At 65.1% G+C, this 12,242-nt stretch carries 11 protein-coding genes; 7 read left to right on the top strand and 4 right to left on the bottom strand.

What is annotated here, in order from left to right; genetic code table 11:
• Positions 1–83: 83 nt before the first annotated feature.
• The gene (locus NKJ57_RS03550; RefSeq protein ID WP_023727458.1) at positions 84–734 is read left to right on the top strand and encodes a dihydrofolate reductase family protein; all 651 of its coding nucleotides are present in this window, start codon (positions 84–86) and stop codon (positions 732–734) included.
• Between the two features lie 63 nt (positions 735–797).
• Here NKJ57_RS03550 and NKJ57_RS03545 read toward each other — a convergent pair whose 3' ends face one another.
• Entirely contained in the window at positions 798–1,676 is an 879-nt protein-coding gene (locus NKJ57_RS03545) for a LysR family transcriptional regulator (protein ID WP_502902012.1), read from the bottom strand.
• Positions 1,677–1,763: 87 nt separating this feature from the next.
• Between NKJ57_RS03545 and NKJ57_RS03540 the strand changes: the two genes are divergently transcribed.
• Entirely contained in the window at positions 1,764–2,363 is a 600-nt protein-coding gene (locus NKJ57_RS03540; RefSeq protein WP_352510509.1) for a LysE family translocator, read from the top strand.
• 154 nt (positions 2,364–2,517) lie between these two features.
• Here the strand turns inward: NKJ57_RS03540 and NKJ57_RS03535 are convergent, their stop codons facing one another.
• Positions 2,518–3,312: an SDR family NAD(P)-dependent oxidoreductase gene (locus NKJ57_RS03535; protein ID WP_023713907.1), complete on the bottom strand. Its 795-nt coding sequence runs from the start codon at positions 3,310–3,312 to the stop codon at positions 2,518–2,520.
• Positions 3,313–3,492: 180 nt separating this feature from the next.
• On the opposite strand from NKJ57_RS03535, the gene NKJ57_RS03530 reads away from it, so the two are divergent.
• Positions 3,493–3,957, top strand: a complete 465-nt coding sequence (locus NKJ57_RS03530) for a MarR family winged helix-turn-helix transcriptional regulator (RefSeq protein ID WP_023672426.1) — start codon at positions 3,493–3,495, stop codon at positions 3,955–3,957.
• 29 nt (positions 3,958–3,986) lie between these two features.
• Here the strand turns inward: NKJ57_RS03530 and NKJ57_RS03525 are convergent, their stop codons facing one another.
• Complete coding sequence (locus NKJ57_RS03525) at positions 3,987–5,165, bottom strand: MFS transporter (protein WP_352510508.1); 1,179 nt, start codon at positions 5,163–5,165, stop codon at positions 3,987–3,989.
• A 199-nt stretch (positions 5,166–5,364) separates the two neighbouring features.
• Here NKJ57_RS03525 and NKJ57_RS03520 point away from each other — a divergent pair, with 199 nt between their 5' ends.
• On the top strand, positions 5,365–5,721 hold the full coding sequence (locus NKJ57_RS03520; protein WP_023683780.1) for an ArsR/SmtB family transcription factor: 357 nt from the start codon (positions 5,365–5,367) through the stop codon (positions 5,719–5,721).
• 23 nt (positions 5,722–5,744) lie between these two features.
• Here NKJ57_RS03520 and NKJ57_RS03515 read toward each other — a convergent pair whose 3' ends face one another.
• On the bottom strand, positions 5,745–6,215 hold the full coding sequence (locus tag NKJ57_RS03515; protein ID WP_023733303.1) for a nucleoside deaminase: 471 nt from the start codon (positions 6,213–6,215) through the stop codon (positions 5,745–5,747).
• 179 nt (positions 6,216–6,394) lie between these two features.
• On the opposite strand from NKJ57_RS03515, the gene NKJ57_RS03510 reads away from it, so the two are divergent.
• The 3 genes from NKJ57_RS03510 (at position 6,395) to carB (ending at position 12,211) form a co-directional block, all read left to right on the top strand.
• Positions 6,395–7,171, top strand: a complete 777-nt coding sequence (locus NKJ57_RS03510; protein WP_352510507.1) for a metallophosphoesterase family protein — start codon at positions 6,395–6,397, stop codon at positions 7,169–7,171.
• Between the two features lie 242 nt (positions 7,172–7,413).
• On the top strand, positions 7,414–8,472 hold the full coding sequence (locus NKJ57_RS03505) for an SH3 domain-containing protein (RefSeq protein WP_502902011.1): 1,059 nt from the start codon (positions 7,414–7,416) through the stop codon (positions 8,470–8,472).
• A 235-nt stretch (positions 8,473–8,707) separates the two neighbouring features.
• On the top strand, positions 8,708–12,211 hold the full coding sequence (carB, locus tag NKJ57_RS03500) for a carbamoyl-phosphate synthase large subunit (protein ID WP_352510506.1): 3,504 nt from the start codon (positions 8,708–8,710) through the stop codon (positions 12,209–12,211).
• The last annotated feature ends 31 nt before the right edge of the window (positions 12,212–12,242 follow it).

Raw genomic sequence — 12,242 nt, 5'->3', positions numbered from 1 at the left:
GTCGGGCGGCCGCCGGCCTGTCCGTCCTTAGTTTAGATCGAAATCCGGCCCTGACGGCGCGGATCCTGGAAAAGGAAAATCCAATGCGAAAGATCATCGCTTCCACCTTCGTCAGCCTCGACGGCGTCATGCAGGCGCCAGGCGGCCCGGAAGAAGACCCGGTTGGCGGCTTCGAGTTCGGCGGCTGGACGTTCCACTACTTCGACGAGGTGGCGGGGGTGGCCATGGAGGAATTGTTCTCCAAACCCTTCGCCCTGCTGCTCGGCCGCAGAACCTACGACATCTTCGCCGCTTACTGGCCGTATCAGAAAGATGCCATCGGAGATGCCTTCAACCCTGCGACTAAATATGTGGCGACGCATCGGCCGGATTCGCTCACCTGGGAAAATACGCAATGGCTTGGAGAAGATATCGTCGCGGCGTTGCGCCGCCTCAAGAAGGAAGATGGGCCTGACCTGCTCATCCAGGGTTCGAGCGAGCTGATCCAGACTTTGCTCGCCAACGGGCTGATCGACGAGATCCGGTTGATGATCTTCCCGCTGCTGCTGGGCAAGGGCAAGCGGCTGTTCGATGGTGGTGCGATGCCCGCCGCTTTCAAGCTGGTCAAGTCGCAGGCCACTACCACAGGCGTCATCATGGCGACCTACGAACGCGGGGGTGAGGTCAAGGTCGGGTCGTTCGCTACGCAGAAGCCGTCAGAGGCCGAGCTCGAGCGGCGTAAGAACTGGAAGTAACAGGGACAGGCTTGGCACCTTTCCTCTCCCCCGATCGACGGGGGAGAGGAAATGCAAGTTCTGTCAAGCCGCCACAGCCCGCCGTGCCAACCCACCCCGGACATACCGCGCGAACTCCTGCGCTGCCGGCGCCGTGCCGTACTTCGGCAAATGCAGATTGATGGAAAAATTCGGCAGCGGCGGCAGCCCGGCATCAAAAGCCAGGATGTCAAGATCGGCAGGCACGGTGGAGGCCAGCCAGGCGGTGACGGCAAGGTCGGAGCGCACTGTCGCGGTCGTCGCGTCGATGTTGCCGTTCTCGAACACGGTGCGCCATTCCAGCCCGTGCTCGTTCAGCGCCGACAGCACCACCGGTCGGAAGGCGCAGGTGTCGGCGACGATCGACACCGGCAGCGGCCGCTTGGCACGGGCGACGCCGCCCTTGGCCCCCACCCAGACCAGCCGGTCAATGGCCAGGCATTCGCCGGCCGACGGGCCAACCCGTTCCTCGATGACGGCAAGATCGATAGTGCCGGCCGCAAGGGCCGCGGCAAGATCCGGCGAGGCGGCGCAGAGTAGGGATATCTCAACCTGCGGATAGGTCTCGGCATAGGCTTTCAGCACCGGCGCCAGCAAGGTGCCGACAAGGTCATAGGGAACACCGAGCCGCACCTGGCCGGCGACCTCGGTGCCCGCCATCTCGGCCCAGATCTCGTCATTGAGGCCAAGCAACCGTTTGCCCTTGCCGAACAGCCGCTCGCCGGGCCGCGTCAGCCGCAAGCCACGCCGGTCGCGCTCGAACAGGCTGCAGCCCAGCGCCTCCTCCAGCCTTTTGATCTGCTGGCTGACGGCGCCTTGCGTCAGATGCAGCGCGTTCGCCGCCGCCGTCATGCTGGCCTTGTCGGCGACAGTGACGAAGGTGCGGATCAGCGCTGTGTCGAGGTTACGGATCATGGTTGGCATTATATCTGCTAATGCCAACCATCGCAAACATTGCATTTACTGAAGTATGCAGAAGTCTACCGTAGGGCCTTCGATGGAGGACGCCTCATGTTGCAGCCCATCTTTCCGCTCATCCTGTTTGCCTTCGTGGCCACCGTCACGCCCGGCATCGCCACCACCCTGTCGACTGCTTCAGGTGCGCAGTTCGGCTTTCGCCGTTCCGTTCCCCTATTGATCGGCAGCGCTGCCGGCCTCGCCACCGTGACCGCTGCTGCCGCCGCCGGGCTCGCCGGTCTGCTGCTGGCTATGCCTTCGCTGCAACTGGCGATGAAAATCATCGGCTCGCTCTATCTCATCTGGCTGGCAATCAAGATCGGCCGCGCCGGGCCGCCTGATCTCGATGTGGCGATGGCAAAACCCAACAGCTTCTTCGGCGGCGCCGGCATTCAATGGATGAACCCGAAGGGCTGGGCGATGGGACTGGGGGCGGCGGCCTCGTTCGCAGCCCTTGCCGACGGGCCGGGACAACTCGCGCTGCTGCTCGGCTCGACCTTCGGCCTCACTGCAGCCGTCTCGCTGTCGATCTGGTGCGTGGCGGGCATGGTGCTGGCACGGCTGCTCGAGACCGAATGGCAATGGCGCGCGCTCAACATCGTGCTGGCGCTGGTGCTGGCTGCATCGATCATACCGATGTGGCGGGGAGCGTAAACGCAGAGGTCGGCGCCAGTACCCCCACCCGGACCTGCGGTCCGACCTCCCCACAAGGGGGAGGTAGGGGAGCGCGCACTTTACCCTCCCCCTTGTGGGGAGGGTCGCGAACGAAGTGAGCGGGGTGGGGTCCTGGTTCGCGAACCAGCTACTCTCAAGCCGCGTAGCGGGCAGCCGGCTTGTCGGCGTGCAGGCTGCCATAGAAGACTTGCCTTGCGCCGAGGAAGGTGTCGAGCTTAGCTGCGTCGGCCAGCGCCGGCACGGTGACGGCTTCGCCCCTGGATAGGCCCACAAGCGCGGCATCGACCATATCGTCGGCGGTCATGATGATCTCCTTCGGCAGATTGTCGATATCACCGCCGGCAAGCTCCCAGAAATCGGTGCGGGTCGCGCCCGGCAGCACCGCCTGCACCTTCACATTGGTGCCGGCGACTTCGCGGTGCAGGGCCTCGGTGAAGTTGACGACATAGGCCTTGGTGCCGCTGTAGATGCCGCCGAACGAGGTATCATAGGCGAGCACAGAGGCGATGTTGACGATGGCGCCGCGGTTGCGCGCAAGAAGCCCCGGCAGAACGGCGCGGGTCAGGCGGGTCAAGGCGATGACGTTGACCTTGATCATGCGCTCGGCCTCGTCGGCGTCGGCCGTTGCCACCACGGCCTGGCCACCAATGCCGGCATTGTTGACCAGCAGCGTGACGCTATCGTCGGCTGCGATCGCTTGCTCGACGCCGCGCACATCATTGTCGTCGGCGAGGTCGGCGGCAATCACGCTGACCTTGCGCTTGTAAGCATATCGCAGCTTTTCAGCCAGTTCCTCCAGCCGGTCGGCGCGCCGCGCTACCAGCACCAGATCGTAGCCTTGCCCGGCCAGCCGGTCGGCATAGACCGCGCCGATGCCGGCAGATGCGCCGGTGACGACTGCGGTACCCTTGTTGTCCTGTCCACTCATTGTCCTGTTCCTTTTTTCTGCCCGGCGAGACAGGTCGATGAACCCTCGTCCCGCCCTGATCTCCATTAGTGGCATATACCACTTTCCGGGAAGTAGGCATATACCACCATCTTGTCAACGGAGGCGGCAGAAACTATTTCTGCGGCAGGCCGGCAGCGGTTTTGCCGGCAAGGAGTCGTGATGAGCAAGACCGCGCTGCCGGGATTTAGCCTTTGCAACAACGCCACGCTGCGGCGGGCCGCGCGCAAGCTCGGCCGCTTCTATGACGATGTAATCTCGCCTTCGGGTCTGAAGGGCACGCAGTACGGCCTGCTCTACCAGATCCATGTCAGCAACGAGCCGGCGATGGGCACGATAGCCGAAGCGATGGTCATGGATCTCTCGGCGCTCGGCCACACGCTGAAGCCGCTGATCCGCGACGGCTATGTCGACACCTTCGCTGACAAGGACGATCGCCGCGTCAAGCGGGTGCGGCTGACCGACCAAGGCCTGGCCAAGCTCGAGGAGACGACGAAATTGTGGACCATTGCCCAGCAGCGCTTCGAGGCGCTGGTCGGCCCGCAACGAGCGGCAGATCTGCGCGCTATGCTGGATGAAGTCGCGGCGCTGGACTACGACGTGCCGGCGGCCGCCCCTTCAAGCTGAAAGAACGGCCGCCGGTCCTTTGCAAAGATCTATTCCGCCGGCATGGCGACCGGCCGGGCCGCCCAGCGGCCGGCCAGCACCACGCCAAGCCCGATCAGCGGGAAGATGGCGGCGACTAGGCCGAGGTCGGCCGGCACGCCGTAGCGAAGCACGGCGCCGCCGGCCACAGCGCCCAGCGCCACGCCGAGATAGAGGGCCGAAGCGTTGAGCGACAGCACGATCGGGGCGGCGTCGGGCGCCAGCTTGATGATGCGGCTGGCCTGCGCCGGCGGAAATGCCCAGCCGACCATGCCCCACGGCACCATCATGGCCATCAATGCCGGCCCGGCGAGATGCTGCGGCAGGAAGGTCGGGATGACCGAGAGCATCACCAGCATGACGGCGCTCAGCGCCAGCGACCAGCCGACGGTGCGCGTCGCACCAAAACGGTCGGCCGCCTGGCCGCCGGCTATGTTGCCGATGACGGCGCCGACACCGAAGGCGAGCAGCATGCCGGGCAGCGCAATCGGGCTGAGGCCGCCGCTCTGGATGGCCAGCGGCGCGATATAGGAAAACACCGAGAAGGCGCCGATCAGGGCAAGAGCGGTGGTCAGCAGGATCGGCATGACGCCGGGGCGCAGCGCCGCAGCCAGCCGCCGCCTGAGCGGCAGCTTGGTGCCGACAATTCCGCGCGGCAGCCGGTACCACAGGATGGCGCCGACCAGCGCGCCGAGCCCGGCAATGGCAAAGAAGGTCCCGCGCCAGCCGGCTATCGTGGCAACCAGCGCGCCGAGCGGTGCACCCAGCGCAACCGCCACCGTGGTTCCGCCGACGACGACTGCAATGGCCCGCGCCCGGTGGTGGTCATCGACCAGCGCCACCGCCGTGCCTTGAGCGGTCGCGGCAAACAGGCCTGACGACAGCGCCATGATGATGCGGGCAATGAGCAGCAGCTCGAAGGACGAGCTCAGCGCCGCCACCACATTGCCGATGACGAAGAACGCCAGCGTCCACAAGATGACGCGGCGCCGGTCCCATTCGCCGGTCAGCGTTGCCAGGATCGGCGTGCCGATGGCGTAAGCCAGCGCGAAGGCGGTGATCAGCGTGCCGGCGAGCGGAATGGAAATGAGGGCGTCGGTGGCGATATCAGGCAGCAGGCTGGAGATGACGAAGCCTTCGGTCGAGATCGTGAACGATCCGAGCGCAAGCCAGAAGAGGCGCTTGTCCATAGGGCGTGTCCTTAGTTCAAAACTTATTGAACAATTGGACATAACAGGACATGATGTCAATGAAGCCAGACGAAAATAGCTGAAGCCTGCTGACAGCCCTGTGTCAGGACAGCCATTGGGCCAATCGCGAAACGGACTGTGCATGCCCGCGAAAGATCGACGCGTTGAAATCGCCACCGACTGTGCTTAGTTTCGGGCCATGACTTTGCCGCACCCCAATACAGACCAGATCAGCCTGCCGGTTGTGCTCGGCGTGCTTGGCGACCCGACCCGGCTCGCCATCGTGCGCTATCTCGCCAGCAAGGAAGGCGTGCCGCTGAACTGCAGCCGGTTCCTCGACCTCGGCTCCAAGACCAATCTCAGCTATCACCTGGCCAAACTGCGCGAGGCCGGCGTCACCCGCGCCGAAGTGGCCGGCACCAACCGGATGATCACGCTGCGCCGCGCCGACCTCGACGCCCGCTTCCCCGGCCTGCTCGACAGCGTGATTGCGGCGGCCGGAGATGACCCGGCTCTACCCATCGTCGGCGGCCACGACATCGAAATGCCGGCGTAGCTGGTGCCGAAGTCAGGCCGCTCCTAGCGCTGCCAAAAACCGATATGCGGGGCGAGGAGCTCCTCGTCCATCTCGGGGAAAGGGCCGTGGACATCGACCGGCTTCTGCCCGGAGCCGAGGACTGTGCGCGACGAGAGGTTCATCGTCGGATTCTCGGCGTGGTTGCCAGTCAGCGCGAGAAGCTTGGTCTCCTCGAAGCCGTAGACCAGCCGGCCGATATTGGCCCAGTACAGCGTTCCCGTGCACATCGCACAGGGCTCGCCGGTTGTGACCAGCGTGCAGGACCAGAGGAATTCCGGCGGATAGGCGTCCGCGGCACGCCGGGAGAGCTCGGTTTCGGCGTGGCGCACGGTGTTGATGTTTCCTTGCCGCATCAGGATGCGATCGTCGGGGCCGACGAGCACGCAGCCGAAAGGATGGTGCCCATGCGCGGCAGTCTCGCGCGCGACGTCATTGGCGGCGCGGAGGTGGGCAACCATCTGGTCGCGGGTCATCGCCTGGTCCCTCCCCAGATGAACTCTGGAACGGCGTGGACGCTAGCAGATGGAGTGCTTCCGCGATAGCCAGCTCCCGGCTGTCTCGAACGATCTCAAAGGCTTGATAATGAAGGCAGCGCCTTGATAGGAAGACGGGCCGCAAGCCTCCAACGGGGCTGCACCAAGGAGCCCGCCGCATGCGCATTGCCGTTCTCGCCGACATCCATGGCAATGTGCTGGCGCTGGATGCCGTGCTCGCCGATCTGGCGCGGCGCGGCGGCGCCGATCTAACCGTCAACCTGGGCGACTGCGTCTCCGGTCCGCTTTGGCCGCGCGAGACGTTCGAGCGGCTCGAAGCGCTCGACCTGCCGACTGTGCGCGGCAACCATGACCGCCGCGTCGCCGTCGATCCGGCCGACCATACGATGTGGGCTTCTGACCGGTACGCCCAGGAGCGGCTGACGGAGACGCAGCGCGAGGCGCTGTTCGCCCTGCCTTTCACGCTGGAGATTGTTCCCGGCGTGGTCGCTTTCCATGCGCGGCCCGACCATGACGAGAAATACCTGCTCGACGCGATCGTCGATGGCCAACTGGTGCGCGCGCCGCTTGCCGCTATTCAGCGGCGGTTGCAGGCGCTGGACCCGGCCTGCCGCATCGTGCTGTGCGGCCACAGCCACCGCGCGGAACTGGTCCGTATCCCCGGCGGCCCCTTGCTCTTCAATCCCGGCAGCGTCGGCGCCCCCGCCTATGAAGATGACACGCCCCCGGCGCATGTTTCGGAGCAAGGCAGCCCGCATGCGCGCTACGGCATCCTCACCTTGGATGGCGATGGTCCAGACCGTTTCGAGACCATCGCCGTCGACTACGACCACGAAGCGGCGGCGAGACAGGCCGCACAGGCGGGCCGACCGGAATGGGCGCATGCGCTGAGGACCGGCTTCATGCCCAAACCCTCTTGGCAAGGCTCCGCTTGACCGCATGGCTGCGCCCTGCTTCCGCCTCGCGGCACCAAACATCGGACGCATTTTCAGACTTACATGGCCGCGTATCGTCCCTTATAAAACCGCCTTGGCATACGGCAGGACTGCTGCCGCAAGGGTAATCGGCGCACGGCCAAATGATGAGGCGCACAATCCGAACCATTTTGCATCGACTGACTGGCGCTCCGCTCCTGCGGGCAGCCCGGTTGTTGGCGGGTCCGTTGGTGGTGGGCCCGTTGTTGGTGAGCTTGCCGGCCAATGCCGAGGACGCGCCTGCCGACATCGTTTCCATAGTGACCGAGCTCGGCCCAGGCGATCTCCTCAACATCCGCGCCACGCCGTCGCCGGTCGGCAGAACCCAGGCGCGTCTGCCGATCGGCTCGAGCGTCAGGAATTTCGGCTGCAACGAAGTGGACGGCCACCGCTGGTGCAAGGTCGAGGAGATTGACAATCCACTGGTCAAAGGCTGGGCGCCCGCGCGCTATCTTATCCCCGACAATCCGACCGTGGTCGAAGTTGACGCCGCGCCGCCCCAGGTGACCGCCAGCGCTGAAGCCGGCGGCCCGACGCTCGCGCCCGACATGCCGACGCAGCCGGCCGACGTGGCCGCAGCGCCCCGGACGACTGCACCTGCCGCCTCTGCCGCTCCGGCTGCACCCACTCAGGCTCTACCCACCCCGGCTGCACCCGCGCCGGCTCCACTCGACCTGACGGAGCGCCTTGGCGGCACGAATCCAGGCGCGCCGAAGTCCGCCGCCGAGATCGGCAGGACCGCCATGCAGGATGCTTACGGCCTTGCCTTCGCAGCGAATGAAAGTCCGCCGACGGATGAAATCCCTGCCACAGAGGCTCCGGCAACGGAGGCCACAGGGACGCCGGAACTCGCCGCCGCCGCGTCTGCGGGAGCAGCGCCGGATACAGCGTCCGCGCCGGGGGTACTATCCCCGACGCCACGGCCAGACCAGGCCAAAGCTGCGACCGCTACGCAAACCGTTGCACGGCTGGAACCCCCGCCCGCCCTCGGCGCCACCGCCGAGATCCCCTGCGCCCGCTATGTCGGACAACCGATGACCCGCTGCGCCGTCAACATCGTCCACAATGGCGCCGACAAGGCAGACATCACCGTGACCTGGCCCGATGGCGGCACGCGCGTCATCTCCTTCTATGCCGGCATGCCGGCCGGCTCGGATTTGGGCAAGGACTTCCGCTTCACAAGGGAAGGCAGCCTCAACATGATCCGCGTCGGGGTATCCGAGCGGTTTGAGATTACGGATCAGCTCGCGCTGGGGGATTAGGTGTCAGGCAGTAGGGAATGGGCAACAGGCGCCTTAACCTCGCTCCTGCCTAATCCCTGCTGCCTGATCCCTACTGCCTGATCCCTACTGCCTAGCCTCATTTTCGGGGTTACATCTCCCAAAACTCTTCCCTATAAGGCCCTCCTAGCCTGATACCAGAATCGCAAGCACAACCGGCCGGGTCTTCCCGTCCCGGTTTTTCGTGCAAGCCGCTCGCCGAACGGAACTCACAACGATGCCAAGACGCACCGACATCAAGTCGATCCTGATCATCGGGGCCGGCCCCATCGTCATCGGCCAGGCCTGCGAGTTCGACTATTCCGGCACACAGGCCTGCAAGGCGCTGAAGGAAGAGGGCTTTCGCGTCATCCTGGTCAATTCCAATCCGGCCACCATCATGACCGACCCGGAACTGGCCGACGCCACTTATATCGAGCCGATCACGCCTGAAGTCGTCGCCAAGATCATCGCCAAGGAGCGGCCCGACGCGCTGCTGCCGACCATGGGCGGCCAGACCGCGCTCAATACTGCTCTGTCGCTGCGCCGCATGGGCGTGCTCGAACGCTACAATGTCGAGATGATCGGCGCCGACGCCACGGCGATCGACAAGGCTGAGGACCGGGCGCTGTTTCGCGAGGCGATGAAGAAGATCGGCCTGGAAACGCCGAAGTCGATGCTTGCCAATGCCACCGATGTCAAGAACGCCGACCGCAAGACGCACGAGGCCGAGCGCGCCGCCGTAAAGGCCGAGGCGCCTGCCGACCTCGATGCCGCGCTCGACGCGCTGGAAACCCGCTGGAACCTCGGCGAAGGCGACCGCAAGCAGCGCTACATCAGCCATGGCATGGCGATTGCCGCCCAGGCGCTCGACCATGTCGGCCTGCCCGCCATCATCCGCCCGTCCTTCACCATGGGCGGCACCGGCGGCGGCATCGCCTACAACCGCGCCGAATTCTACGACATTGTCCAGTCCGGCCTCGACGCCTCGCCGACCACCGAAGTGCTGATCGAGGAAAGCGTGCTCGGCTGGAAGGAATATGAGATGGAGGTCGTCCGCGACAAGGCGGACAATTGCATCATCGTCTGCTCGATCGAGAACATCGACCCGATGGGCGTGCATACGGGTGACAGCATCACCGTCGCCCCCGCGCTGACCTTGACCGACAAGGAATACCAGATGATGCGCAACGCCTCGCTCGCAGTGCTGCGCGAGATCGGCGTCGAGACCGGCGGCTCCAATGTGCAGTTCGCCGTCAACCCGGCCGATGGACGCCTCGTCGTCATCGAGATGAACCCGCGCGTCTCGCGCAGCTCTGCCTTGGCGTCGAAGGCGACCGGCTTTCCCATTGCCAAGATCGCGGCCAAGCTCGCTGTCGGCTACACGCTGGACGAGTTGGAGAACGACATCACCGGCGGCGCCACGCCCGCCTCCTTCGAGCCGAGCATCGATTACGTCGTCACAAAAATCCCGCGCTTTGCCTTCGAGAAATTCCCCGGCGCCGAGCCGGTGCTGACCACCGCCATGAAGTCGGTCGGCGAAGTCATGGCCATCGGCCGCACCTTCCAGGAATCGCTGCAGAAGGCTTTGCGTGGACTGGAAACCGGCCTGACCGGTCTCGACGAGATCGAGATCCCCGGCCTCGGCCACGGTGCCGTGGCTGCCAACCACGCCGACGACCGCAACGCCATCCGCGCCGCGCTCGGCACGCCGACGCCCGACCGGCTGCGCATGGTGGCGCAGGCGATCCGCATGGGCACCTCGCTGGAAGACGTGCACGCCATGTGCAAGATCGACCCGTGGTTCCTCGAACAGATCGCCGGCATCGTATCCATGGAAGCCCGCATCCGCGAGCACGGCATCCCACAGGACGCTGTCAATCTGCGCATGCTGAAAGCGATGGGCTTCTCCGATGCCCGCCTAGCGTCGCTGACGAAGACCGACGCCGAAGTGATTCAAAAGATTCGCGAAAAGCTCGACGTTCATCCAGTTTATAAGCGCATCGACACCTGCGCCGCCGAGTTCGCCTCGCCCACCGCCTATATGTACTCGACCTATGAAGTGCCCTTCGCCGGCGCGCTCGCCAACGAGGCGCATGTGTCGTCGCGCAAGAAGGTCGTCATCCTTGGCGGCGGTCCGAACCGCATCGGCCAGGGCATCGAGTTCGACTATTGCTGCTGCCACGCCGCCTTCGCATTGCGCGACGCCGGCTATGAAGCAATCATGATCAACTGCAACCCCGAGACGGTCTCGACAGACTACGACACCTCCGACCGGCTCTATTTCGAGCCGCTGACGGCGGAAGACGTGCTGGAGATCCTGCGCGCCGAACAGGCCTCGGGCGAACTGGTCGGCGTCATCGTCCAGTTCGGCGGCCAGACGCCGCTGAAGCTTGCCGACGCGCTGGAGAAGGCCGGCATCCCGATCCTGGGCACCTCGCCGGACATGATCGATCTCGCCGAAGACCGCGACCGCTTCCAGAAGCTGCTGCACAAGCTCAACCTTAGCCAGCCGAAGAACGGCATCGCCTATTCGGTCGAGCAGGCCCGCCTCGTCGCCGGCGAGCTCGGCTTTCCCTTGGTGGTGCGCCCGTCCTATGTGCTGGGCGGCCGCGCCATGCAGATCATCCACGACGAGGGCATGCTGCAATCCTACCTGCTCGACACCGTGCCCGGCCTGGTGCCGGAGGACATCAAGCAGAAATACCCCAACGACAAGACCGGCCAGATCAACACGCTGCTGGGCAAGAACCCGCTTTTGTTCGACACCTATCTCTCCGGCGCCATCGAGGTCGATGTCGATTGCCTATGCGACGGCACGTCGACCTTTGTGTCGGGCATTCTGGAACACATCGAAGAGGCCGGCATCCACTCCGGCGACAGCGCCTGCTCGCTCCCCGTTCACTCGCTGCCTTCCGAACTGGTCGACGAGTTGGAGCGCCAGACGGCGGCGCTTGCCCGCGCGCTCAATGTCGGCGGCCTGATGAACGTGCAGTATGCGATCAAGGACGGCACGGTCTATGTGCTGGAGGTCAACCCGCGCGCATCGCGCACCGTGCCCTTCGTTGCCAAGACCATCGGCCGGCCCATCGCCAAGATCGCCGCCCGCATCATGGCCGGCGAAAAACTGGAAGACGCCTTCGCCCATTACGGCGCCATGCCCGACCCGCGCAACCCCGGCCACATCGCGGTCAAGGAAGCCGTCTTCCCCTTCGCCCGCTTCCCCGGCGTCGATATATTGCTGGGCCCGGAAATGCGCTCGACCGGTGAGGTCATGGGCCTCGACCGCGATTTTGCGCTGGCCTTCGCCAAGAGCCAGCTCGGCGCCGGCGTCGATCTCCCCCGGTCCGGCACGCTGTTCGTCTCGGTGCGCGACGAGGACAAGGCCGGCATCCTGCCGGCGGTCAAGCGCCTCGCCGGCCAGGGCTTCAAGGTGCTGGCGACATCCGGCACGGCCCGCTTCCTCGCCGAAAATGGCGTCGACGCCCAGAAGATCAACAAGGTGCTGGAGGGCCGGCCCCACATCGAAGACGCCATCCGCAACCGCCAGGTCCAGATCGTCTTCAACACGACGGATGGCCAGAAGGCGGTATCGGACTCGAAATCGCTGCGCCGCGCCACGCTGATGCAGAAGGTGCCGTATTACACCACGCTGTCGGGGGCGGCGGCTGTGGCGGAGGCGATTGCAGCGCTGAAGGCGGGGAGCCTGGAGGTCAGGCCGCTGCAGGAGTATTTTGCTTGAGGCGATTAGCTCCCTTCTCCCCGTTCAACGG

The organism is Mesorhizobium sp. M0077 (assembly GCF_040322955.1).
GTDB lineage: Bacteria > Pseudomonadota > Alphaproteobacteria > Rhizobiales > Rhizobiaceae > Mesorhizobium.
This window is presented reverse-complemented; position numbering and strand designations above follow the sequence as displayed.